At 66.8% G+C, this 23,940-nt stretch carries 25 protein-coding genes and 3 tRNA genes; 16 read left to right on the top strand and 12 right to left on the bottom strand.

Going from position 1 to position 23,940, the window contains the following annotated elements:
• Positions 1–4: 4 nt before the first annotated feature.
• The 7 genes from recF (at position 5) to PKE84_RS07085 (ending at position 7,069) form a co-directional block, all read left to right on the top strand.
• Positions 5–1,228, top strand: coding sequence for a DNA replication/repair protein RecF (gene recF, locus PKE84_RS07055; protein ID WP_271176525.1), 1,224 nt, complete (start codon positions 5–7; stop codon positions 1,226–1,228).
• Positions 1,221–1,721 (top strand): DciA family protein, encoded by a 501-nt coding sequence (locus PKE84_RS07060; protein ID WP_271176526.1) that lies wholly within the window; start codon positions 1,221–1,223, stop codon positions 1,719–1,721. The genes recF and PKE84_RS07060 overlap by 8 nt, the downstream gene beginning before the upstream one ends.
• A gap of 123 nt (positions 1,722–1,844) precedes the next feature.
• Positions 1,845–3,827, top strand: coding sequence for a DNA topoisomerase (ATP-hydrolyzing) subunit B (gene gyrB / locus PKE84_RS07065; RefSeq protein ID WP_271176527.1), 1,983 nt, complete (start codon positions 1,845–1,847; stop codon positions 3,825–3,827).
• Between the two features lie 28 nt (positions 3,828–3,855).
• Complete coding sequence (gene gyrA, locus PKE84_RS07070; RefSeq protein WP_271177126.1) at positions 3,856–6,405, top strand: DNA gyrase subunit A; 2,550 nt, start codon at positions 3,856–3,858, stop codon at positions 6,403–6,405.
• A complete protein-coding gene (locus PKE84_RS07075; RefSeq protein WP_271176528.1) occupies positions 6,395–6,808 on the top strand; it encodes a DUF3566 domain-containing protein in 414 nt (137 codons plus the stop codon). The genes gyrA and PKE84_RS07075 overlap by 11 nt, the downstream gene beginning before the upstream one ends.
• Positions 6,809–6,887: 79 nt before the next feature.
• Positions 6,888–6,961: transfer RNA gene (locus PKE84_RS07080), tRNA-Ile, on the top strand.
• A gap of 35 nt (positions 6,962–6,996) precedes the next feature.
• Positions 6,997–7,069, top strand: a tRNA-Ala gene (locus PKE84_RS07085).
• An 18-nt stretch (positions 7,070–7,087) separates the two neighbouring features.
• On the opposite strand, the gene PKE84_RS07090 is transcribed toward PKE84_RS07085, so the two are convergent.
• Entirely contained in the window at positions 7,088–7,555 is a 468-nt protein-coding gene (locus tag PKE84_RS07090) for an Lrp/AsnC family transcriptional regulator (protein WP_271176529.1), read from the bottom strand.
• Between the two features lie 93 nt (positions 7,556–7,648).
• Between PKE84_RS07090 and PKE84_RS07095 the strand changes: the two genes are divergently transcribed.
• Complete coding sequence (locus tag PKE84_RS07095; protein WP_271176530.1) at positions 7,649–8,158, top strand: rhodanese-like domain-containing protein; 510 nt, start codon at positions 7,649–7,651, stop codon at positions 8,156–8,158.
• 57 nt (positions 8,159–8,215) lie between these two features.
• Here the strand turns inward: PKE84_RS07095 and PKE84_RS07100 are convergent, their stop codons facing one another.
• Complete coding sequence (locus PKE84_RS07100) at positions 8,216–9,094, bottom strand: Fpg/Nei family DNA glycosylase (protein WP_271176531.1); 879 nt, start codon at positions 9,092–9,094, stop codon at positions 8,216–8,218.
• Between the two features lie 48 nt (positions 9,095–9,142).
• On the opposite strand from PKE84_RS07100, the gene PKE84_RS07105 reads away from it, so the two are divergent.
• Positions 9,143–9,562, top strand: coding sequence for an NUDIX hydrolase (locus PKE84_RS07105; protein WP_271176532.1), 420 nt, complete (start codon positions 9,143–9,145; stop codon positions 9,560–9,562).
• On the opposite strand, the gene PKE84_RS07110 is transcribed toward PKE84_RS07105, so the two are convergent.
• Together PKE84_RS07110 and PKE84_RS07115 are read right to left on the bottom strand one after the other, a co-directional pair.
• Entirely contained in the window at positions 9,559–9,759 is a 201-nt protein-coding gene (locus PKE84_RS07110; RefSeq protein WP_271176533.1) for a PspC domain-containing protein, read from the bottom strand. The two genes, PKE84_RS07105 and PKE84_RS07110, sit on opposite strands and share 4 nt — an antisense overlap.
• 130 nt (positions 9,760–9,889) lie before the next feature.
• Positions 9,890–10,453, bottom strand: a complete 564-nt coding sequence (locus PKE84_RS07115; protein WP_271176534.1) for a hypothetical protein — start codon at positions 10,451–10,453, stop codon at positions 9,890–9,892.
• Positions 10,454–10,554: 101 nt separating this feature from the next.
• Between PKE84_RS07115 and PKE84_RS07120 the strand changes: the two genes are divergently transcribed.
• Complete coding sequence (locus tag PKE84_RS07120) at positions 10,555–11,094, top strand: peptidylprolyl isomerase (protein ID WP_271176535.1); 540 nt, start codon at positions 10,555–10,557, stop codon at positions 11,092–11,094.
• A gap of 23 nt (positions 11,095–11,117) precedes the next feature.
• The gene (locus tag PKE84_RS07125) at positions 11,118–11,975 is read left to right on the top strand and encodes a rhomboid family intramembrane serine protease (RefSeq protein WP_373877124.1); all 858 of its coding nucleotides are present in this window, start codon (positions 11,118–11,120) and stop codon (positions 11,973–11,975) included.
• A 253-nt stretch (positions 11,976–12,228) separates the two neighbouring features.
• Here the strand turns inward: PKE84_RS07125 and PKE84_RS07130 are convergent, their stop codons facing one another.
• Positions 12,229–12,471: a cell division protein CrgA gene (locus PKE84_RS07130; protein WP_271176537.1), complete on the bottom strand. Its 243-nt coding sequence runs from the start codon at positions 12,469–12,471 to the stop codon at positions 12,229–12,231.
• Positions 12,472–12,592: 121 nt separating this feature from the next.
• Here PKE84_RS07130 and PKE84_RS07135 point away from each other — a divergent pair, with 121 nt between their 5' ends.
• From PKE84_RS07135 to PKE84_RS07145, 3 genes are read left to right on the top strand one after another with little or no spacing between them, the layout of a single operon-like run.
• Complete coding sequence (locus PKE84_RS07135) at positions 12,593–13,432, top strand: class E sortase (protein WP_271176538.1); 840 nt, start codon at positions 12,593–12,595, stop codon at positions 13,430–13,432.
• A gap of 2 nt (positions 13,433–13,434) precedes the next feature.
• A complete protein-coding gene (locus PKE84_RS07140; RefSeq protein WP_271176539.1) occupies positions 13,435–13,593 on the top strand; it encodes a hypothetical protein in 159 nt (52 codons plus the stop codon).
• Positions 13,590–14,228, top strand: a complete 639-nt coding sequence (locus tag PKE84_RS07145) for an anthranilate synthase component II (protein WP_271176540.1) — start codon at positions 13,590–13,592, stop codon at positions 14,226–14,228. The genes PKE84_RS07140 and PKE84_RS07145 overlap by 4 nt, the downstream gene beginning before the upstream one ends.
• A gap of 82 nt (positions 14,229–14,310) precedes the next feature.
• On the opposite strand, the gene pknB is transcribed toward PKE84_RS07145, so the two are convergent.
• The 7 genes from pknB to PKE84_RS07180 form a co-directional block, all read right to left on the bottom strand.
• Positions 14,311–16,005: a Stk1 family PASTA domain-containing Ser/Thr kinase gene (gene pknB / locus PKE84_RS07150; protein WP_271176541.1), complete on the bottom strand. Its 1,695-nt coding sequence runs from the start codon at positions 16,003–16,005 to the stop codon at positions 14,311–14,313.
• A gap of 87 nt (positions 16,006–16,092) precedes the next feature.
• Positions 16,093–17,826, bottom strand: coding sequence for a serine/threonine-protein kinase (locus PKE84_RS07155; RefSeq protein ID WP_271176542.1), 1,734 nt, complete (start codon positions 17,824–17,826; stop codon positions 16,093–16,095).
• On the bottom strand, positions 17,823–19,277 hold the full coding sequence (locus tag PKE84_RS07160; RefSeq protein ID WP_271176543.1) for a peptidoglycan D,D-transpeptidase FtsI family protein: 1,455 nt from the start codon (positions 19,275–19,277) through the stop codon (positions 17,823–17,825). Before PKE84_RS07160 ends, PKE84_RS07155 begins: the two co-directional genes overlap by 4 nt.
• A complete protein-coding gene (locus PKE84_RS07165) occupies positions 19,278–20,675 on the bottom strand; it encodes an FtsW/RodA/SpoVE family cell cycle protein (RefSeq protein ID WP_271176544.1) in 1,398 nt (465 codons plus the stop codon).
• Positions 20,659–21,912, bottom strand: a complete 1,254-nt coding sequence (locus PKE84_RS07170; protein WP_271176545.1) for a PP2C family protein-serine/threonine phosphatase — start codon at positions 21,910–21,912, stop codon at positions 20,659–20,661. The genes PKE84_RS07165 and PKE84_RS07170 overlap by 17 nt, the downstream gene beginning before the upstream one ends.
• A 2-nt stretch (positions 21,913–21,914) precedes the next feature.
• Positions 21,915–22,478 (bottom strand): FHA domain-containing protein FhaB/FipA, encoded by a 564-nt coding sequence (locus PKE84_RS07175; protein ID WP_271176546.1) that lies wholly within the window; start codon positions 22,476–22,478, stop codon positions 21,915–21,917.
• Positions 22,475–23,218 (bottom strand): FHA domain-containing protein, encoded by a 744-nt coding sequence (locus PKE84_RS07180; protein ID WP_271176547.1) that lies wholly within the window; start codon positions 23,216–23,218, stop codon positions 22,475–22,477. Before PKE84_RS07180 ends, PKE84_RS07175 begins: the two co-directional genes overlap by 4 nt.
• Positions 23,219–23,424: 206 nt before the next feature.
• Here PKE84_RS07180 and PKE84_RS07185 point away from each other — a divergent pair.
• Positions 23,425–23,508 (top strand) — tRNA-Leu (locus PKE84_RS07185).
• A 95-nt stretch (positions 23,509–23,603) separates the two neighbouring features.
• Positions 23,604–23,906 (top strand): YciI family protein, encoded by a 303-nt coding sequence (locus PKE84_RS07190; RefSeq protein WP_271176548.1) that lies wholly within the window; start codon positions 23,604–23,606, stop codon positions 23,904–23,906.
• Positions 23,907–23,940 lie beyond the last annotated feature (34 nt).

Consider the following 23,940-nt stretch of genomic DNA (forward strand, 5'->3'; position numbering starts at 1 on the left):
CTCTTTGAGAGTTACACATCTTTCCCTGACCGACTTCCGTAATTATCGACACGCGGAAGTCCCGCTTGCGGCCGGCGCGAACCTCTTCGTCGGCCGCAACGGTCAGGGCAAGACCAACCTGGTCGAGTCACTGGGCTACCTCAGCACCCTCGGCTCCCATCGGGTCTCGAGCGACCAGGCGATGATCCGGCAGGGTGCGGAGTCCGCGATCGTGCGGGCCCGCATCCAGCACGAAGGCCGGGAGCTGCTCGTCGAGGTGCAGCTGAACCGCGGCACCGCGAACCGTGCCCAGGTCAATCGGTCGGCCGTGAAGACCCGGGAGCTTCCTCGCTACTTCTCGAGCGTGCTCTTCGCTCCTGAAGATCTCGCGCTCGTGCGCGGGGAGCCGAGCATCCGGCGCCGGTTCTTCGATCAGCTGCTGGTGCAGCGGAACCCCCGCTTCTCCGGAGTGCTCGCCGACTACGAGCGGGTGCTGAAACAACGCAACACCCTGCTCAAGTCGGCACGCTCATCCGGTCTGCGTGAGAGCCAACTCGGCACCCTCGACATCTGGGACGAGCGCCTGGTCGCCCTCGGCTCCGAGCTGGTGGATGCGCGGGTCGACCTGGTGCAGCGGCTGACGGATCCCCTCATCTCTGCCTACCGGTCCGTCGCCGGCGACGACCACCATCCGAAGCTCATCCCCCTTCTCACGGTGCGCGGCGCGGATGTCGACGACATCGACGCTGATGGATCAACGGATGCCGGGGCTGTAACCGACTCGACCGGTTTCTCGACCGCGGACGCGTTCCGTCAGGCTCTGGCGACGGTGCGTCGCAAGGAGCTCGACCGCGGTCTCACGCTCATCGGGCCGCACCGCGACGACATCCTGTTCGAACTGAACGGCCTGCCGGCCAAGGGCTACGCGAGCCATGGCGAGTCCTGGTCGTTCGCGCTCGCCCTCAAGCTCGCCTCGGCCGAGCTCCTGCGCCGCGAGTCGGTGACGGGGGATCCGGTGCTGATCCTCGACGACGTGTTCGCCGAACTCGACCAGGCGCGGCGCCGGATGCTTGCAACCGCCGTAGCAGGTTACGAGCAGGTGCTCATCACGGCGGCGGTCTTCGACGATGTCCCGGCCGACCTGACGGCACACACGGTGCGCATCGAGGCCGGGGCAGTGGTAGAGCCCGGACCAGTGGTCGATCCCGCCGCAGATCCCGAGGCGGGTTCCGAGGCCGACCGTGCCTGACGAGCGCCCCGAACTGAGCGAGGCATCGGCGGTCTACCTGCGGTTCCGCGAGCTGTTCGGGGGAGTGCCGAGCCGAACCCGGCGAGCGAAGAAGCGCGACGAACGGGATCCTTCCGCCAGCCAGCCGTTCGGTAAAGGCCGGGATCCGCACGGCGTCGGCGATGTGGTCGACGCGCTCGCGACGCAGCTCGGCTGGAGCTCGTCGCTCGCTCAGTCGGACCTGCTCGCAGGGTGGCTCGAACTGGCCGGCGAGGAGACCGCGAAGCACGCGGTCCCGGAAGGCATCACCGAGGGTGTCCTCACCGTCAGATGCGAGTCGACGGCATGGGCGACCCAGCTGCGGATCATGCGCTCCGACCTCCTCGCGCGCATCGCCGACAGGTTCCCCCAGGCGGAGATCCAGTCCATCCGTTTTCAAGGGCCGGACGCCCCCTCCTGGAAAAGAGGCCCCAGGTCGATTCCAGGGCGCGGTCCGCGCGATACTTACGGCTGAGTGCACAAAAGAGGTCAGGCGCGTAAAAATAACGCGTCAGACGGGCGATTTCGGGCAATCCGGCACCCATCGCTTGGTAGAATGTATAGGTCACACCCAGTGCGGTCAGGAGCCTAACTTCATATGACGATGGAACCGAACAAGGCCGAGGCAGAACACGACTACGGCGCCAATGAGATCCAGGTACTCGAAGGTCTCGAAGCCGTACGCAAACGACCCGGAATGTACATCGGTTCCACCGGCCCTCGTGGACTCCACCACCTCGTTCAGGAGATCGTCGACAACTCCGTCGATGAGGCTCTCGCCGGCCATGCCGACAACATCGTGGTGACCATCCTCGAAGACGGTGGTGTGCGCGTCTACGACAACGGCCGTGGCATCCCGGTCGACATCCACCCGGTCGAGAAGAAGTCGACGGTCGAGGTCGTCCTCACCATCCTGCACGCCGGCGGCAAGTTCGGTGGCGGCGGCTACGCCGTCTCCGGTGGCCTGCACGGCGTCGGCAGCTCGGTGGTCAACGCGCTCTCCTCCCGTCTCGACGTCGAGGTGCGCCGTCAGGGCAACGTCTACCGGCAGAGCTATCGCCACGGTGTTCCCCAGGCTCCGCTCGAGATGGGCGAGGCGTCCGACGAGACGGGCACCATCATCACCTTCTGGCCGAGCCCGGAGACCTTCGAGAGCGTCGAGTTCGACTACGACACGCTCCGCACCCGCTTCCAGCAGATGGCGTTCCTCAACAAGGGGCTCCGCATCGCCCTCACCGACGAGCGTCCCCAGCCCGACGAAGACGATGACGCCGAACCGCGCTCCGACGTTTTCCTCTACGAGCAGGGTCTGACCGACTACGTGCACTACCTCAACTCCGCCAAGAAGGCGGAGGTCGTCAACGAGGAGATCATCTCGTTCGAGTCGGAGGACACCGAGCGCAAGATCGCGCTCGAGGTCGCGATGCAGTGGACGACGGGTTACAACGAGAGCGTCTTCACCTACGCCAACACCATCAACACGCACGAGGGCGGAACCCACGAAGAGGGCTTCCGCGCCGCACTGACCACGCTGGTCAACCGGTACGCGCGTGAAAAGGGCATCCTCAAAGAGAAGGACGACAACCTCTCGGGCGACGATGTGCGCGAAGGACTGACCGCGGTCATCTCGGTCAAGCTCTCCGAGCCGCAGTTCGAGGGTCAGACGAAGACCAAGCTGGGCAACACCGAAGCCAAGGCGTTCGTTCAGAAGGTTGTCGGCGACCGGCTCGGCGACTGGTTCGACCGCAACCCGAATCAGGCCAAAGACATCATCCGCAAGGCGCTTCAGGCTGCGACCGCCCGTCTGGCCGCCCGCAAAGCGCGCGAGACCGCACGTCGCAAGGGTCTGCTCGAAGGCGGCGGGATGCCGGGCAAGCTCAAGGACTGCCAGTCGAAGGACCCGTCGATCTCCGAGATCTTCATCGTGGAGGGCGACTCGGCCGGTGGTTCGGCCGTTCAGGGCCGCAACCCCGAGACGCAGGCGATCCTTCCGCTGCGCGGCAAGATCCTGAACGTCGAGAAGGCCCGTCTCGACCGGGCGCTCGCCAACAACGAGGTGCAGGCGATGATCACAGCGTTCGGCGCCGGCATCGGCGAGGACTTCAACCCGGACAAGGCGCGGTACCACAAGATCGTGCTCATGGCGGATGCCGACGTCGACGGCCAGCACATCACCACGCTGCTGCTCACGCTCCTCTTCCGCTACATGCGTCCGCTCATCGAGCTCGGCTACGTGTACCTCGCGCAGCCGCCGCTCTACCGGCTCAAGTGGACCAACGCGGAGCACGAGTACGTCTACAGCGACCGCGAGCGCGACGCCTTCCTGGCCGACGGCATCGCGGCTGGCAAGCGCATCCCGAAGGACAACGGCGTGCAGCGCTACAAGGGTCTCGGCGAGATGGACTACAAGGAGCTGTGGGAGACCACGATGAGCCCCGAGACCCGCACCCTGCTGCAGGTCACGCTCGACGACGCCGCGGCGGCTGACGAGATCTTCGCCACCCTGATGGGCGAAGACGTCGAGTCGCGCCGTAATTTCATCCAGAAGAACGCGAAGGACGTGCGTTTCCTTGACATCTGACGACAACACCACCGGAGACGAGAACATCGTGACCGACGGCGACGACGCCACCACCGACGGAGCCGGCTTCGGCATCCACGGCCGCATCGACCAGGTCGATCTGCAGTCGGAGATGCAGCGCTCCTACCTCGACTACGCGATGAGCGTCATCATCGGGCGTGCGCTGCCCGAGGTGCGCGATGGCCTCAAGCCGGTTCACCGTCGTGTGATCTACGCGATGTACGACGGCGGCTACCGCCCCGACAAGGCGTTCTCCAAGTGCGCCCGCGTGGTCGGCGACGTGATGGGGCAGTTCCACCCGCACGGTGACACCGCGATCTACGACGCCCTCGTTCGTCTCGTTCAGCCGTGGAGCCTCCGCTACCCGCTCGCGCTCGGGCAGGGCAACTTCGGCTCGCCCGGCAACGACGGCGCGGCCGCTCCGCGATACACCGAGACGAAGATGGCCCCGCTCGCGCTTGAGATGGTCCGAGACATCGACGAGGAGACCGTCGACTTCCAGGACAACTACGACGGTCGCACCCAGGAGCCGGCGGTTCTTCCCAGCCGTTTCCCGAACCTGCTGGTCAACGGCTCGGTCGGCATCGCGGTCGGCATGGCCACGAACATCCCGCCGCACAACCTGCGCGAGGTCGCGGCCGGCGCCCTCTGGCACCTCGCGAACCCGGATGCGTCGCGCGACGAGCTGCTCGAAGAGCTGATCAAGCGCATCAAGGGACCGGACTTCCCGACCGGTGCCCAGATCCTCGGCATCAAGGGTATCCAGGACACCTATCGCACCGGTCGCGGCTCGATCACCATGCGCGCCGTCGTGACGATCGAGGAGATCCAGGGCCGCGTGTGCCTGGTCGTCACCGAGCTCCCGTACCAGGTCAACCCCGACAACCTCGCGATCAAGATCGCCGAGCTCGTCAAGGACGGCAAGATCGGCGGCATCGCCGACATCCGCGACGAGACGAGCGGCCGCACCGGTCAGCGCCTCGTCATCGTGCTCAAGCGCGATGCCGTCGCGAAGGTCGTGCTGAACAACCTCTACAAGCACACCCAGCTGCAGGAGAACTTCGGCGCCAACATGCTGGCGATCGTCGACAACGTTCCCCGCACGCTGCCGCTCGACGGTTTCATCACCGCGTGGGTCGATCACCAGATCGAAGTGATCGTCCGTCGCACGCAGTTCCGTCTGAGAAAAGCCGAAGAACGCGCGCACATCCTGCGTGGTTACCTCAAGGCTCTGGATGCACTCGACGAGGTCATCGCGCTCATCCGCCGGTCGCCGACCGTCGACGACGCGCGAGAAGGCCTGATGGACCTCCTGGAGGTCGACCAGATCCAGGCCGACGCCATCCTGACCATGCAGCTGCGCCGCCTCGCGGCCCTCGAACGCCAGAAGATCATCGACGAGCACGACGCGATCGAGCGCGAGATCGAGGACTTCAAAGCCATCCTCGCCGACCCGCAGCGTCAGCGCACGATCGTCAGCGACGAGCTGACCGAGATCGTCGACCGGTTCGGGGACGACCGCCGCACCGAGATCATGTTCGGCTTCGACGGCGACATGAGTGTGGAAGACCTCATCCCCGAAGAGGAGATGGTGGTCACGGTGACGCGTGGCGGCTACATCAAGCGCACGCGCAGCGACAACTACCGCAGCCAGCACCGCGGCGGCAAGGGTGTGAAGGGTGCACAGCTGCGCGGGGAGGACGTGGTCGACCACTTCTTCGTCACCACGACGCACCACTGGCTCCTCTTCTTCTCGAACAAGGGCCGCGTCTATCGCGCGAAGGCCTACGAGGTGCAGGAGGCCGGCCGCGATGCCAAGGGTCAGCACGTCGCCAACCTGCTCGCCATGCAGCCGGATGAGGAGATCGCCGAGATCCTCGACATCCGCGACTACACAGCGGCCAAGTACCTGGTGCTGGCGACCCGCGACGGACTCATCAAGAAGACCGCACTCAGCGAGTACGACACAAACCGATCCGGCGGCATCATCGCGATCAAGCTCCGCGAGGAGGACGAGCTCGTCTCGGCCCTGCTGGTCGAAGACGATTCCGATCTGCTCCTCGTCTCGCGCAAGGGCATGTCCATCCGGTTCACGGCGTCCGACGAGGCGCTCCGTCCGATGGGCCGTTCGACCTCCGGTGTCATCGGCATGCACTTCCGGGGCGAGGACAAACTGCTCGACGCCTCCGTCGTCTCCGACGAGGGCTACGTGTTCGTCGTGACCGAGGGCGGCTATGCGAAGCGCACCGCCGCCGACCAGTACCGCCTGCAGAACCGCGGTGGTCTGGGCATCAAGGTCGCCAAATTGAACGACGATCGCGGCGACCTGGTGGGCGCCCTGATCGTGGACGAAGACGACGAGGTCCTTGTGGTTCTTGCCAGCGGCAAGGTGGTACGCTCTGCCGTGGCCGAGGTACCCGCCAAGGGCCGAGACACCATGGGTGTCGTATTTGCACGTTTCGCCGAGTCCGACAAGATCATCGCTCTGGCCAAGAACACCGAACGTAACCTCGATTCTCAGGAAGCTGACGAAGAATCCGAGGACGCCGGGAAGGAAGAAACCGTAGATGAGCAGTAGTGTCGCCGAGAAACTCGCGAAGAAGTCGTCGCGTCGACCGACGTCGGCCAAGCAGGTCCGGCTCAAGCTGGTCTACATCGACTTCTGGTCGACTGTGAAGCTGTCGTTCCTCGCTGGGATCTGCCTTGCGATCATCGCCATCGTCGGCACGTTCCTGGTGTGGACCGTGCTGGACCGCACCGGCATCTTCGACCAGGTGAACAGCCTGTTCAAGGACATCTCCGGGGCGGGCGGCACCGACCTGAAGGCCATCCTGGGCCTCGGGCAGGTGATGGGCTTCTCGCTCGTCGTCGGTGTGCTCGACATCATCGTGATCACCGCGCTCGGCGCCGTGTTCGCACTGCTGTACAACCTGTCGGTGAAGATCACCGGTGGGCTGCTGGTCGGATTCACGAACAGCTAGAACGGCGGTTCGGCGCGATTCGAGCCCGCTCGATTTCGTAATGCCGGGGCAGATCAGGTAGTCTCTAATCTGCCCAATCGGGGATATAGCTCAGGCGGTTAGAGCGCTTCGCTGATAACGAAGAGGTCCGAGGTTCAAGTCCTCGTATCCCCACGCAGAGTGTCATATGAACGACACGCTCCCGATTCGGGGCCTTAGCTCAGTTGGTAGAGCGCCTGCTTTGCAAGCAGGATGTCAGGAGTTCGAATCTCCTAGGCTCCACAAGAAAGTGTCTGAGCGTCAGCTCGCGGCCGGTGGCACGATCGGCCTCGTCGGGAACGGGCTCGAGTACGACACGCTCGTGGTCACGCTCCCGAGTGTTCCGATCTTGCCGGTCACCTGCTCGAGGTGCCGCATCGATGTCGCCACCACCTTCAGGATGAAGCAGTCGTCGCCCGTGACATGGTGCGCTTCGATCACTTCGGGAGTCTGCCCCAGCAGATCGTGCAGCGGCGTGTAGACGCTGCTCGGGTATCTCAGCCGCAGGAACGCGAGCACGGAGTACCCCAGCCGCTCCGGGTCGACGACCGCCCGGTAGCCGCCGATCACACCGGCTTCCTCCAGCCGGCGGACGCGCTCGGCAACCGCGCTGTTCGACATGTGCACCGACCGGGCGAGCTCGGCGATCGACTGACGGCCGTCGCGTTGGAGCTCGGCGAGGAGGGCATCATCGACGGAATCCGTGCTGATCGTGAAATTCGCGGCCATGCCCGGATTCTTCCACGAAAACGACGGCGCACGAGGCCGAACGCCGTGAGAAGTCTCTTCAATCCGGGCATCCGGCTGCCTAATCTCGTAGTCATGTCAACCATCGAAGCGCCCGTCGCCACCGCCCCCGCCACTTCCGACACCGTCGCCGCCGTCGCCGCCACCGCCATCTCGCCGTCGGAGGCCGCCCGACATTTCGCGGCGAAGCTCCGGTTCGAGACCGACCCCTCCGATGTGAAAGCAGCGCTGGATGCCGGGGAGCGGTTCGCCCTGGTGGACAGCAGGGGCGAGACGTCGTGGCGTCAGGGCCGCATCCCCGGCGCCATCCACCTGCCGACGGCCCAGATCGCGGAGAGGGCCGCCGAGCTGATCGACCCGTCGACCCCGGTCGTGGTCTACTGCTGGGGGCCGGGATGCAACGGCTCGACACGGGCAGCGCTCCAGTTCAGTCTGCTCGGGTACGACGTCACGGAGATGATCGGCGGCTTCGAGTACTGGGCACGCGAGGGACTCGGCATCGTCGACGACCACGGACGGATCGAACGCCCGACCGATGAACTGACGGCGCCCGTCTCCGTCGCGGCGATCGACTGCGACTGCTGACCGCGCGGGGCGTGCGCGTCCGGGTGCGACGCGGGCCGGGTGCGACGCGGTCCGGTGTTACTTGAGCAGCCGCGACAGCACGCGGTCGGCGAGCGGCTTGCCGCCGGTCTGGCAGGTGGGGCAGTACTGCAGCGTCGAGTCGTGGAAGATTACCTGCCTCACGGTGTCGCCGCACACCGGACACGGCTGACCCGTGCGGCCGTGCACCTGCATCCCGCTCTTCTTCTCGCTCTTCAGCTCGGAGGCCGCGAGGCCGTCTGCGCGCGCCAGTGCCGCGCGCAGGGTGGATTGCAGCGCCTCGTAGAGACGTGCGGCGTCGTCGGCCGACATCGCCGCCGGCTTGAACGGCGACATGCGCGCGGTGTGCAGGATCTCGTCGGAGTAGGCGTTGCCGATTCCCGCGATGATCGACTGGCTGCGCAGTACGCCCTTGATCTGAGCGCGACCGGCGTCGTGCAGGATGCCCTCGAAGACCTCGAGCGTGAACGACGGATCGAGCGGCTCCGGGCCCAGACGCGCGATGCCTGGCACGTCGCTCGGGTCGCGCACCACCGAGATCGCGAGACTCTTCTTGGTGCCGGCCTCGGTCACATCGAAGCCAGACCCGTCGTCGAGCACGAGTCGAGCGGCCAGCGGGCCGTGGCCAGGACGACCGGACGGTGGGGGCGGAGCGCCGTCGCGCCAGCGGATCCACCCCGCCCGCGCGAGATGGATCGTCACGTGCAGAGCCTCGCCCGACGCTGCGTCCACGGCGATGTCGAGGAACTTCCCGTGGCGGCTCACGCCACTGATCGTCGATCCGGACAGCTCGGACACGGGCGGGTCGAAGGTCTTGAGCGCAGCGAACGCCACGATGCTCAGCCGATCGATGACGCGGCCTCGCAGGCGCGCATCCAGGTCGGCCGCCAGTGCGGTGACTTCGGGCAACTCGGGCACCATCCCAGTCTGCATCCCGCCACCGACATCCGCGAGTAGTCTGTCGGGATGGATATCCGGGTGGCCGCGTACGGCGTGATCGTCGATGAGGGCCGCATCCTTCTCGCGCACTGGAACGAGGGAGGGCGCTCCGGCTGGACCCTGCCGGGTGGCGGCATCGATCCTGGGGAGGACCCGGTCGACGCTGTGGTCCGCGAGATCGCGGAGGAGACCGGCTACGTGGCCGAGGCAGGAGAGCTGCTCGGGATCGACTCGCACATCGTGCCGGCCGAGCATCGCTTCGATCCGGATGCCGGCCCACTGCACGCGCTGCGCATCGTCTACCGCGCTCGGGTGGTCTCCGGATCGCTCACGAACGAGCTGGACGGCAGCACCGACGAGGCGGCGTGGTTCTCGCTGACGGCCATTCCGTCACGACGGGTCGAACTGGTCAACGTCGCGCTCCGGATGGCCGGTCTCGCCGACTAAGCGGTCGCGCGGGCCGAACCTTCGCTCGGCATGATGATCCACAGTGCGAGGTACGCGAGGAACTGCGGGCCGGGAAGCAGGCACGACAGCACGAACAGGATGCGCACCGTGCTGGGTCGCCACCCGAAGCGTTGCGCGAGGCCGGCACAGACCCCGCCGAAGATCCGGCCGTTGAGGGGACGCTGAAGAGTGTTCATGCTTCTACGGTGCCAGCCGAGCCGGGCGCTGACCATCGGGGTAACCCCCGAATGATCCCCGACACGAGAAGAGGGCGGCACCTCTGCGGTGCCGCCCTCTCGTGAAGCTGTCGCCTCTTCGCTCGTTCGCCTACTCGGCGGCGGGCGCCGTCGGCTCCTCGTCTGCGACCCAGAGCTCGTCGTCAGCGCGGAACGTCTGCCAGACCGCGTAGAGCAGTCCGACCGCGGCGATGATGCCGAGCCCGACGGCGATCACGGTGCCGGCGCCGGGGCCGGACTTCTCCGTCACTGCCTGGGCCCGCTTCGACACGTCCTGTGCACGCTTCGAGACCTCGCTGCCCGCCTTCTTGACGTCGCCGATGAAGGCGCGGGCGCGGGCGTCGCGTGCATGGTCGACCACCGACATCGCGGTGCCGATCGTCGCTCCGACGGCCGGGATCACATCGGTGACCAGCCGGTCGCGGGCGACGCCGGCGACGCGACTCGCGGTCTGCGTCGCGGGGCGCACGTACTGGTCGTATCCGTCGCGGACGCGGGGAGCGAGCTCTTCGCGTGTGTAGTAGTTCGCCTGGCGTCGGGCCTCGCTCGCAAGAGCATTGGCGTTCGCCAGAACCTCCTGCTGCGCACCCCACAGCTCCTCGGCGCTACTGCGCAGGCGTTTGAGTTCCTTCTTACGCTTCCGTGTCAGGCTCATCTGGACCTCCATTGCGTCGTGTAGCGATCAGACTCCATCTTGCCACCGAATGGGCTGTGGATGACCCGAGAGGTGAGAACCCCTGTGCAAGAATTGATGCCATGTCAAAGCACACCGCCGTCGCCACACTCCACACTAACTACGGGGACATCAAGGTCAACCTCTTCGGCAACCACGCCCCGAAGACGGTCAAGAACTTCGTGGGCCTGGCGACCGGTGAGATCGAGTGGACCAACCCGCGCACGGGTGCCAAGACGACCGACAACCTGTACGACGGCGTTGTGTTCCACCGCATCATCCCGGGCTTCATGATTCAGGGCGGCGACCCGCTGGGCAACGGAACCGGCGGCCCCGGCTTCCAGTTCGACGACGAGATCAACCCTGAGCTCGACTTCACGGAGCCCTACATCCTCGCGATGGCCAACGCCGGCATCCAGATGGGGCGCGGCACCAACGGTTCGCAGTTCTTCATCACCGTCGGCCCGACGACCTGGCTGCAGGGCAAGCACACCATCTTCGGCGCGGTTGAAGACGAGGCATCGCGCAAGGTCGTCGACAAGCTCGCCGAGCTCCCCACCGACGCCCGCGACCGTCCCCTCGACGACGTGGTCATCGAGTCGGTCGACGTCGAGCAGGTCTGAAACAGTAAGGCCTGAGTAGCGCCATGTCCCAGCCCGCTGATGTTCGGGCGAGCACCTGTTACCGGCATCCGGATCGCGTCAGCTACGTTCTCTGCCAGCGGTGTGGGCGAACGATCTGCCCCGAGTGCCAGACGCCGGCGGCCGTCGGTGTCATCTGCCCGGAGTGCATGGCGCAACAGCGTGCGACGGCGCCGAAGACAAAGCCCGCCATCCTGACCAGGATGACCGGGCGCGGCGCCCCGGTCATCACGTATACCCTGATCGGCATCTGCGTGCTGGTCTACATCCTGCAGTCGCTGCCGGGCATCGGCGGCACGATCACGCAGGCGATCCAGTACGCGGGCGCCTACTCGTACCCGACGGGCACCTTCGGCGGCGTCGCCTTCGAGCCGTGGCGCCTGCTCACGACGGTGTTCGCGCACGCGAGCATCCTGCACATCGCGCTCAACATGTACACGCTATGGGTGTTCGGGATGCTCCTCGAACCGCTGCTGGGTCGCGCGCGGTTCCTCGCGCTCTTCCTGATCAGCGGGTTCGCCGGGTCGGTGGCCGTGCTGCTGATCGCGTCGCCCGTGCAGCCGGTGGTCGGCGCATCCGGCGCGATCTTCGGGATGCTCGGGGCTTTCCTCGTCATCCAGCGCCGGTTGGGCGGCAACGCGACCCAGCTGTTCATCCTCGTGGGTATCAACCTCGTCATCGGGTTCATCCCGTCGTTCGGGATCGCATGGCAGGCGCACGTCGGCGGTCTGATCGCCGGAGTGCTCGTGGGACTGATCTATGTCGAGACCCGCACGCCCGCACGGCGTCGCCTGCAGATCCCCCTCCTCGTGGTGCTCTGCCTGATCCTCGTGGCGCTCAGCCTCATCCACCTGTTCGCCTGAGCCCGCAGCCCCTCTCTCCCGGCCATCCCCAGCTCTCCCCAATGCGTGGATAAGTTATCCACAGCCTTATTAACAATGGGGATAATTACACGCGTGTAACTCTCCACAGGCTTATTAACACTGGGGAGAACCGTGTGAGGCGAGTCCACGGAGTTCTCCTCACTGTGGATGAATGGTGTGGATAACCGCCTCGAGGCCGCAAAAAACCGGGACCGGCCGAAGCCGATCCCGGTGGAGTCGAAGAGTGGCGGGTTCAGCGCCAGCGGGTGGTCATAAGGAAGCCGATGAAGGCGATGCCGAAGCCGACGAGGATGTTCCAGGCGCCGAGGGCCGGAATGGGGTACTGGTTCTGGCTGACGTAGAAGACGATGATCCACACCAGCCCCAGCAGCATGAAGCCGAACATCACGGGCTTGAACCACACGGGGTTCGGGGCGTCCTCGCCGGACTGCGCGTCGATGCGCTCGGGCTTGGTCTTCGACTTGGTGCGTGCCATAGCACCATAGTGTAGCGGTCGAGGCTGGGCGGTCAGGCCGCGTCATCCCCCGCGTTCTCGGGGTAGACGAGCCTGTGGAGAACTCTGCGGTCGCCCAGCAGTGGCAGCTAGCATGATCGACATGAGCGACCCGAACACCAGCGACCCGCCTGCGGCGCGTGGCCGGCGTTCGAGCCGCGCGACGGGTCGAACTCCTCGGCCCCCTCGACGGCCGACGTTCCTCGGTGTTCTGGGCGAGCTGCTGATCACCGCCGGTGTGCTCGTGCTCCTCTTCCTGGGCTGGCAGGTCTGGTGGAACAGCCTCGTGCTCGCCGGTCAGCAGACCAACGCCGCGAGTGAGCAGAGCCAGCGGTGGCTCGAGGAGGCGACGAAGAGCCCGTCGCCCAGTGCCACGACCACCCCGGCGCCGAATCCCACGGGGACGCCGACCCCGGCCGCTCCGCCGACCCTCGGCGCCCAGCCGGCCGACTACCAGCCGTTCGCCGTCATCTACATCCCCCGCCTCGGCGCCGACTGGAAGCGAACGATCCGCCAGACGGTGGACACGGAGAAGGTCCTCAACAGCTACGACGCGGGTGTCGGGCACTACGAGAACACCCAGCTGCCCGGCGAGGTGGGCAACTTCGCCGTGGCGGGCCACGACAGCGGTTGGGGAAATACGTTCATCGACCTGTCGAAGTTGCGGATCGGCGACCGCATCTACGTGCAGACGAAGAACGGCTGGTACACCTACACCTTCCGCAACTTCGAGTACGTGCAGCCCACCGCGGTCGCCGTCATCGCGCCGGTTCCACGGCAGCCGACCACGAAGCCGGTGGATCGGCTCATGACCATCACCACGTGCAATCCGCCGTTCCACGCCGGGGAGCGGCTGATCGCCTACAACGTGTTCGCCGGGTTCCAGCCGACGGCGAAGGTTCCGAACGAGATCGCGGCCGCCGTTGCGGCGAACGGAGGTTGAGCATGTACGCAGCGCTGTGGCGCGTCCTGCCCGGGCCGGTGTGGGTGCGCATCCTGATTCTCGTCGTGCTGGCGGCGGTCGTGCTCTTCGCGCTCGTCACCTGGGTGTTCCCCTGGGTGGATTCGCTCTTGGGTCCGCAGGAAGGTACCGTGGGGCCGTGACCCGCGTACTCGTCATCGACAACTACGACAGCTTCGTCTACACGCTCAACGGCTACCTCCGTGAGCTCGGGGCGAGCACCGACGTGGTGCGCAACGACGACATCCCGGAGCAGGAGCTCGCGGAGCGTCTGGCGGAGTACGACGCGGTGTTGGTGTCTCCCGGCCCCGGAAAGCCCGCCGATGCGGGCGTTTCGATCCCGGTCGTGAAGATCGCCCTGCGCACCGGTCAGCCGCTGCTCGGGGTCTGCTTGGGTCATCAGGCGATCGCCGAAGCGTTCGGAGGCGTCGTGACGAACGCCGAAGAGCTGATGCACGGCAAGACGTCGCAGGTCACCCACGACGACAGCGCCTTCTACGACGGTGTGGGCCAGCCCTTCACGGCCACGCGGTACCACTCTCTCGCGGTGGTCGACGGAACGGTCCCCGACGAGCTGGTGATCACCGCACGCACCGCCGGGGGCGTCATCATGGGCCTGCAGCACCGCACCGCGCCGATCTACGGCGTGCAGTTCCACCCCGAGTCGGTGCTCACCGAGGGCGGTTACCGGATGCTCGGCAACTGGCTCGAGGTCGCCGGGCTCGCCGGTGCCGCCGAGCGCTCGCGCGCGCTGAACCCGCTGGTCAAGCTGGCCTGATCCCGCTCAGCGCTGCGCATGCCTGCGTTCAGCCGCATGCCTGCGCTCAGCCGCATGCCTGCGCTCAGCCGCATGCCTGCGCTCAGCCGGTGCAGTAGGTGAGACCGACGGTCGAACCCTGAGGCACATCGCCCGGCGCCACCGACTGCGTGTGCACCATCGGGGTCCCCGAATCGGACGGGCAGGTGTTGTCGGGCTTCGGATCCGCGGTCAATCCGAGCTGCGACAGGATGCCGGTGGCGGCTTGGATGGACTGCCCGACCAGGTCGGTCAGGGTCACCTTGCCGCTGGACACGGTGAGGTTGATCGTGTCGCCCTCGTGCGCGGTGGCGGACGCGGCCGGATCGGTCTTGATGACCACATTGGCCGCAACGGTCGCCGAATTCTCGGTCGTGAGCGTGCCCACGGTCAGCCCGGCCGCCGTGATCGCCTGCTTGGCGGCATCCGCGGTCATGTTGTGCACATCGGGCACCGTCACCGACTTCTTGCCGGTGGAGACGTAGACCGTGATCGTGTCGCCCGTGGCCACGACGATGCCGGCACCGGGATCGGTGCGCACCACCTGGCCCTCCGGATAGGTCGCGCTCGCCTCCGTCGCCTGGGTCCACTTGAGCTTCATGCCGTCGAGTTCCTGCGTGGCCTTGTCGACCGTCTGACCCGAGAGGTTGGGGACCTCGCGCGAGGTCTCCGGCAGCGACGTGCTCGGCGCGAGCCGGAGAACCCAGGCGAGAACCGCGACGACGACGACCGCCATGACAGCGATACCCGCCCAGACCCAGATGACGGGTGGGCGACGCTGGGTGCGCGTCATCGTCTGGTCCTCCGCCAGCTGACGGAAGGCCGCCTCCGGACCGGAGACCACGCTCGGCGGCGCGCCGAAGAGGGACTCCGAGAGGGGGTCGGGCTGCTTGTGGATCGGGACCTTGCCCGATGCGGCCGTCTCCAGGTCGGTGCGGAACTCGGCCACCGACTGGTAACGCTCGAAGCGATCCTTGGTCATCGCGCGCGAGACGACGACGTCGAGCGCAGGCGAGACCTTGGGGTTGATCGTGCTGGGTGCGACCGCCGTCTCGCTGACGTGCTGGTACGCGACCGCCACCGGGGTGTCGCCGCGGAACGGCGGCCGCCCGGTGAGCATCTCGAAGAGCACGACGCCTGTCGAATACAGGTCGGTACGCGCATCCACGGACTCGCCCTTGGCCTGCTCGGGCGAGAAGTAGCTGGCGGTTCCGAGGATGGCGGTCGTCTGCGCCACCGTGGCCGACGAGTCGCTGATCGCGCGAGCGATGCCGAAGTCCATCACCTTGACCTGGCCGGCCTTGGTGATCATGATGTTGCCCGGCTTGATGTCGCGGTGCACGACGCCGGCGCGGTGCGAGTACTCGAGGGCCGTCAAGATGCCCTCGGTGATGCGCACGGCCTCGGTGATCTCGAGCGGCCCACGCTTGATGAGGTCCTTGAGAAGCACGCCGTCGACGTACTCCATCACGATGAAGGGCAGCTGCGCCTCGTGCCCATTGGGCTCGCGCACGGTCTCTTCTCCGGCGTCGAAGACGCGGACGATCGTGGGGTGCGCCATGCGCGCGGCCGCCTGGGCCTCCTGCCGGAACCGGGTGCGGAACGCCGGGTCGGTGGCGAGCGACGGCTTGAGGAGTTTGATCGCGACCGTTCGCCCCAGCCGGGTGTCGGTACCGCGATGGACATCGGACATGCCGCCGCGACCGATGAGTTCGCCCACCTGATATCTGCCTGCGAGCAGGCGGCTATCTGGGCTCAATGCGAACTCCTTTCCGGGTGAGGACTCCGGATAGTGTAGCGGGGGCTGTCTGGATATCTCCTAGGGGCGCGGCCGTGGCGACGACGGTCACTGACCGGCGCTGGGGTCGGTCGTCCCCTCGCCGCCGGGGACGGGCGCCGCCGGGTTCACCGTGTAGGTGATCGTCGGCGACGGATCCGATTCGACGGACTCGCCGCAGAAGATCGTGTAGGCCATCTGGTGATCGCCTTCGGTGGCGGTCCAGGTCGTGGAGTTCGCGTTGACGGGCGGCTGCGCCTGGCCGTCGATGATCAGGCGACGGCCCGCGAGCTTCTGACCCGCCGGGCAGGTCGCAGAGCCGAACGTGATCGTGACGACGTTCTTCGCCGGGTCGGCATCGAGCGTGAACGGGGAGGGCGGCGAGGCGCTGACCGTGTCGGTCGGCGTGGGTACGGGGGTGACCGGCCCCCAGACCTTCACCGTGACCTCGGACCCCTTGGGCACGGGGCCGGTCGGGTTCACCGAGTAGACCTTGTTGACGTCGGCCGCCTTGGTGGCCGCGTTCCCCTGCTGCACGTTGGCGATCATCCCGAGGTCCTGCAGCTTGGCGCGGGCCTGGTCGGCGGTGAGCCCGTCGAAGTCCGCCTCGTTGATCGGCACGGTGTTGCTGGTCGGCGTCGGCGTGCTGCTCGGCGTCTGCGACGGCGTCTGCGAGGCGGTCTTGCTCGGGCTCGTCGACGGCGTCACGGGGTTCTTCGGCTGGGCGACCAGGGCGATGATCGTGCCGATCAGCACGAGTGCGAGCAGCGCGATGAGAGCGATGAGCGGCCAGGTCCACGGAGACCGCTTCTTGGTGGTGGTCGAGGTCTGTGTCTCGGTCTCCTCCGTCAGCGGCGCACCTGCCGCGGGGAGGACGGTGGTCGCCTCTGTGGCGGCGCCGGCCGACGGCATGAGCACGGTCGACGCGCTCGTCAGCCCGGCCACGCCGAGAACGGCCGGCACGGAAGCGGCAGCGGCCTGCACGTCGCCGCGGCGCAGCGCCTGGGCGGCACGCGCGAGGTGGGCAGCGGACGCCGGACGATCGGCCGGGTTCTTGGCGATGCAGGCGAACACGAGGTTGCGCACCGGCTCGGCGACGGTCGCCGGCAGCTCGGGCGGGGCTTCGTTGATCTGCGCCATCGCGATGGCGACCTGCGACTCGCCCGTGAACGGGCGGCGGCCCGCGAGGCACTCGTACGCGACGATGCCCAGCGAGTAGATGTCTGTGGTCGGCGACGCTGGGTGCCCGGATGCCTGCTCGGGCGAGAGGTACTGCACGGTGCCCATGACCTGACCGGTCGCCGTGAGCGGCACCTGGTCGGCGATGCGGGCGATACCGAAGTCGGTGATCTTGACGCGGCCGTCGGGCGTGATCAGCAGGTTGCCCGGCTTGATGTCGCGGTGCACGAGACCGGCGGCGTGGGCGGCGTGCAGTGCGGCGGCGGTCTGCGCGACGATGTCGAGGGTCTTGTCGGTGCTGAGTACATGCTCGCGCTCGAGGATGGTGGAGAGCGCCTCACCGGGCACGAGCTCCATCACGAGGAAGGCGCTGCCCTCTTCTTCGCCGTAGTCGAAGACGTTGGCGATGCCCTCGTGGTTGACGAGGGCCGCGTGCCTGGCCTCCGCACGGAAGCGCTCGAGGAAGCCCGGGTCACCCAGGTACTCGTCCTTCAGGATCTTGATCGCGACGGTACGACCGATCACGAGGTCGGTGGCCTGCCAGACCTCGCCCATGCCGCCGATCGCAATGCGCGACTGCAGCTCGTATCGTCCCCCGAAGGTGAGCCCTGCTGTGGGTCTCATTTATTCAGCACCGCCTCTAGTACTTTCTTCGCGATCGGAGCGGCGATGGAGTTACCCGTGCCGTTCTGACCTTGGCCACCGCCATTTTCAACAACTACCGCCACTGCGAACTGGGGGTTCTCAGCCGGGGCGAAACCCGTGAACCACAACGTGTACGGATCGTTCTCGCCGTTCTGCGCCGTCCCGGTCTTTCCGCCCACCGTGACCCCGTCTATTCTTGCATTGCTCGCCACGCCGTGATCGACCCCGTCGACCATCATCTGCTTGATCGTGTCGGCGTTCTCCTGGGTCGCCGCCTGGTCGAGCTGCTTGGGTGTGAAGCTCTCGATCGTCTGCAGATTCGCGGACCGGATCGAGTCGACGAGGTTCGGATACATGACCTTTCCGCCGTTCGCGATCCCGGCCGACACCATCGCCATCTGGAGCGGCGTCGCCCGGTCGTCGAGCTGTCCGAACGAACCCTGCGCGCGCTGGGCGTCGTCGGTGTAGAGCGGGTACACGCTCTTCTCCACCGGGATCGGGATCGACAGGTCCTGGTTGAAGCCGAACTTGCCGGCCTGCGAGTGGATGGTCTCCGCATCCAGCTGCATGCCCAGCTCAGCGAACGGGATGTTGCAGGAGAGGATCTGCGCCGTGGCGATCGACACCGTGTTGCCCGGACCACAGGTGCTGAAGTTGTCGTTCTTCACGACGGTGCTCGTGCCCGGCAGCTGCAACGACGACAGGTTCGGCAGCTGGCTGTCTTTGTTGTACTTGCCGGTGCCGAAGGCGGCTGCGCTCATCACGGGCTTGAACGTCGATCCGGGCGGGTTCAGGTTTCCGCCGATCGCACGGTCGATCAGCGGCTGTGAAGGCGTGTCGACCAGCTGCTTGTACGCCGCGTTCACGGCCTCGGTGTCGTGGGAAGCGAGCACGTTGGGGTCGAACGTGGGCTTGGATACCATCGCCAGGATGCGACCGGTCTTCGGCTCGAGCAGCACGACGGCGCCCTGGTAGTCGCCGAGCGCGTCGTATGCGGCCTTCTGCGCCACGGGATCGATGGTCGTCTCGACGGATGCCCCCTGCGGGTTCTTGCCGGTGAGGATGGCGTTCACCCGGTCGAAGAACTGGGAGTTCGACGCGCCGCTGAGCGTGTCGTTCAGCGCGCCCTCGAGGCCGGTCGCCTGTCCGTCGATCGGATAGAAGCCCGTCACGGCCGAGTACAACGGCCCGTTGCTGTAGACGCGCTGGAACTTGTAGACGTCCTTCGACGGCACGGACTGCGCGACGGGCTGGCCGGCGACCAGGATGGCGCCGCGCTGCTGGGAGTAGCTGTCGTTGCGGGCCCGGCTGTTGCGGGCATCCGCCGACAGGGTGTCGGCCTGGAAGACCTGCAGGATCGACGTGGCCACGAGCAGCGCGAGGAACATCGCCAGAACGATGGAGCTGACGCGCTTGATCTCACGATTCACTCAGCTCACCACCAATCGTGGTTGATTGCGGACGGTGTCGGACAGGCGCAGCAGCAGTGCCACGATGATCCAGTTGGCCACCAGGGACGATCCTCCGGCCGCCAGGAACGGCGTGGTCAGTCCGGTCAGCGGGATGACGCGCGTCACGCCGCCGATCACGATGAAGCACTGCAGAGCCACAGTGAACGACAGCCCGACGGCGAGCAGCTTGCCGAAGTCGTCCTGCCCGGCGAAGCCGATCCGGAGCCCGCGTGCCACGAACAGCAGGTAGAGCGCGAAGATCGCGAACAGGCCGGCGAGGCCGAGCTCTTCGCCGAGGCTGGCGATGATGTAGTCGCTGTTCGCCACCGGGGTGACCCAGGGCTGGCCTTGGCCGAGTCCGGTGCCGATCAGGCCGCCGTGCGCGAGCCCGAACAGGCCCTGCACGAGCTGGAAGCTGCCGCCCTGCGCGTCGTAGACCTGCTGAGAGAACGGGTTGAGCCAGTTCTGGAAGCGGTCGTTGACGTACGGGAGGACCTGGCTGGCGACCACGGCGCCGCCGACGATCAGCAGCACACCCAGGATGACCCAGCTGATGCGCGCCGTCGCGGTGTAGATCATCACCAGGAACAGGCCGAAGATCAGGAGGCCGGTGCCGAGGTCGCGCTGGAAGACGATCACGGCCATCGACATCAGCCAGACGACCAGGATCGGGCCGAGGTCGCGCGCGCGGGGGAACCGCATGCCCAGGAACTTCTTGCCGACCATCGAGAGGGAGTCGCGCCGCTGCACCAGGTAGCCGGCGAAGAACACCGCGAGGCACAGCTTGGCGATCTCGCCGGGCTGGAAGCTGAACGGGCCGATGTGGATCCACACGCGGGCGCCGAAGATCTCCTGGCCGATGCCCGGGAGCATGGGCAGGAGAAGGAGCAACAGGGCCGCGAACCCGAAGATGTAGGTGTAGCGCTGCAGCACCCGGTGGTTGCGGATGACCATGATCACTACGAGCGCGCAGATGATCGCGATCGCGCTCCAGACGATCTGACGCACCCCGGCGCTGTTCCAGCCGACGTCGGCGTAGTGGATGTCGATGCGGTAGATCTCCGCGATACCGATGCCGTTGAGCACTGTCGCGATGGGGAGCAGGAACGGGTCGGCCTGCGGCGCCACGTAACGCAGTGCGATGTGCATCCCGAACACCAGCACCGAGAGGCCGACGCCGAGGTAGACGAGGGTGAGGTCGACGTGCCCGAGGGCACCGAGCTGCACGAGCACGATGGCGGCGGCGTTGATGCCGCAGGCGATGAGGAGCAGCAGCAGCTCGAGGTTGCGGAGGCGGGCGGGGAGGCGCAGCCGTCGCACCCGACCCGTGTCGGGCCTGGGCGCGTCGGTCACTGCCGCTCTACTTGCCTGAGACATCGCTCAACTGTTCTACGATCGATCGCGCCGCGCTCAGCGAGTCGGCGTTGATGGTCTGCTCGACGAGCTGTTTGTCGTACGAGGGCAGGGTGTCCACGGGCGTCGACGACTCCTCGTAGACGTGGGACAGGGTGATCGGCCCGAGGTTCTGCTGCACCCCTTGGTAGACGGCGACGTTGCCGGCCGGGGAAGCGCCCACGAAGTAGCGGGACTGCGTCCACTGGTAGCCGAGCAGGGCAGCCAGAGCGATGGCCACCACGAGAACGATGACCCCGACGAGCCAGGTGATCTTGCGGCGGCGGACGCGCCGCTGGTCCTCTTCGATCAGCTCATCGAGGTAGTCCTCGGATTGCGGCTCGAAGTGGGTCGGGCCCGTCGCCGGCCGTATCGGGTGCAGCCGCAGCGTGGGGAGGCGCGTGGTGCGCGAGGTCGGCTTCTGGTCGCCTCCGAACGACAGCGGCGCGGATGCCGACCCGACGGTCACCGGGTCTTTCATGACATCGCCGGGCCCCACATCCGCGATGTCGAGGAGCACGACCGTCACGTTGTCGGGAGCGCCCGCGTCGAGGCTCTGGCGGACGAGCTTCTCCGCGACCTGGCGGGGAGCGTCGCGGGAGGCGAGCGCGGCCTTGAGGTCGTCGTTCTTGACCACGCCGCTCAGGCCGTCGGAGCAGATGAGCCAGCGGTCGCCGGGCTGGGTGTCGAGGATCCAGGTGTCGATCTCGGGGGAGGCGTCGACGTCGCCGAGCACGCGCATCAGCACCGAACGGCGCGGATGCACCATCGCCTCTTCTTCGGTGATGCGGCCGCTGTCGACGAGCCGCTGCACGAAGGTGTGGTCGATGGAGACCTGCTTCAGCTCGCCGTCGCGGAACAGGTAGATGCGCGAGTCGCCGATGTGCGCGAGTGCGATCTGGTCGCCGACCCGGATGAGGGCGCTGACCGTCGTGCCCATGCCCGTGAGCTCTGGATGCTCGAACACGGTCTCGGCCAGCAGCGAGTTGGCGGCGATCAGTGCGGACTGGAGGGCGAACTCGGCTTCCGACGCGGTCTGGTACTCGCGGTCGGCCTCGCGGATGCGGTTGACGGCGATGGCGGACGCGACGTCGCCTCCGGCGTGGCCGCCCATCCCGTCGGCGACGACGAACAGGTCGTGCCCGGCGTAGCCGGAGTCCTGGTTGTTGGAGCGGATCTTGCCGACGTGCGAGACGGCCGCTGCCCTGTTCGGAGCTGCCACGGCTACCGTCGCAGCTCGAAGGTGGTCGTTCCGATCTTGATCGGGGTGTCGAGCGGGATCTGGGTCGGTACACTGACGCGCTTGCCGTCGAGGAAGGTGCCGTTGGTGGAGTCGAGGTCTTGGATCATCCACTCGTCGTTCCAGAGCAGGAGACGCGCGTGGTGGGTGGAGGTGTAGTCGTCGCGGATCACGAGGCCGGACTCGCTCGAGCGCCCGATCGTGATCGGCTCACGGCCGAGTGCGAGCTCGGTTCCCTGACGGGGACCCGAGGTGATGACCAGCCGCGTCGCGGAGACGAGAGTCGCCTTCGGCCGGCCGCTCGCAGTGTTCGCGCCGGACGGCAGGGTGGACACGGGCGGCGGCTGCATCGTGGGGGCTGTCGCACCGGAGGTGGGGGCGGCGGGGAACGGCGACGGGGCCGCGGCGGCCTGGGGCTCGGGCAACTTGCGCACCCGCTGTCCGAACAGGTCGGTGCGCAGGGCGTAGACGATGCCGAAGACGAACGCCCAGAGCAGGAGGAGGAACCCGAATCGCAGAACGAGCAGCGTGAGCTCGCTCGGGTTCACGACTCGCTCCAGAAGCCGCCGACGTCGTGGCGACGCGTGGCGTCGTCGACGAAGTTGCGCGGCGGCGACGGCGGTGCGGCCTCGGGCAGCACGCGGAACACAATGCGCGTGCGGCCGATGCTGATCACCGACTCGGGCTCGAGGATGGCTTTGCGCACGGGCTGGCCGTTGAGCTGCGAGCCGTTCGTCGAGCCGAGGTCTTGCACCTGCGCCCGCTGGCCGTCCCAGATGATCTGCACGTGCTTGCGGCTGATGCCCGTGTCGTCGACGGTGATATCTGCGTCGCTGCCGCGGCCGATCACGGTGGTGGAACGGCTCAGCGGGTAGCGCTTGCCGTTGATCTCGAGCACCGGGGTCCAGGCGACGGCGCCCTTCACGTTCTCGGAATCGACCTGCAGCATCCCCTCGGACACGGAGGCGTCTTCGACGAGGTCGATGGAGATGCCACCCGCGAACTGGTAGTGCTGGCTGGTGGCGTGCTGCTGCACGAACGAGACGAGCTCATCGGTGAGCGCGGCGCCCATGCCGCGCATCCGCTTGTAGTCGCTCGGCGACATGGTCAGCACGAAACGATTGGGCGCCAGGATGCGGTCGCGCGTGACAACGGCGGCCTTCGTGTCGAGTTCGCGCCGGAGCGCACTCGTCAGCTCGACCGGTTGCAGCCCCGATCGAAAGGTCTTGGCGAACGCACCATTGACAGCACGTTCGAGACCTCTCTCGAAGTTGTCCAGAATGCCCACAGGTCTCCCGCTCCGGCTCGTCGACTATGAGCATGTTAGTCGGCCCCGGTGAGAAGCCGCCCAAGCGCTCCCCTCTATTGTGCGAAGATCCATCCCGGGAATGACCTGTGCAGTACCCCGGTGCTGCGCGTGCCGGCATGCCCTGAGCGGGCGGCAGCGGCCCGAATTCAGAATGCGCGCGCTGTCGTGATAATCTCTCCTAGTTCGCGCGAGTGGCGGAATTGGCAGACGCGCTGGCTTCAGGTGCCAGTGCTCGAAAGGGCGTGGGGGTTCAAGTCCCCCCTCGCGCACGAACGTGAAAGGCCCCCGGTGATCCGGGGGCCTTTCCCTGTTTCCGGCCGCGATTGCAGACCGGACGCAACCTCGCGACTGGGAGGATGGCCGCATGGCATCGTTCATCTTCATCTACCGGGCCGGGCCCGACCCCGTGCCGGCCGATCGGGTCGCGGAGAACAGGGAAGCATGGCGCGCGTGGAACATCGCGCTGCAGGAGGACTACGGGATCCGCGTCGCGGGTGGAAAGCTCGTGACATCGAGCGGCGTCAGCGAGTACAGCGGTGACGTGCGGGGTGCGTCGATGGTGGAGTTCGAATCGATGGATGCCGCCGTCGAGGTCGCCACGAGGAGTCCGAACCTCGCGTTCGGCGGAAGCGTGGAAGTGCTGGAGGAGTTCGGGACCAGCCGCTGAGCACTCTCCCGGGTCGACGACGCCGACCCGAAAC

It is taken from the genome of Leifsonia poae (genome assembly GCF_027921845.1).
GTDB lineage: Bacteria > Actinomycetota > Actinomycetes > Actinomycetales > Microbacteriaceae > Leifsonia > Leifsonia poae.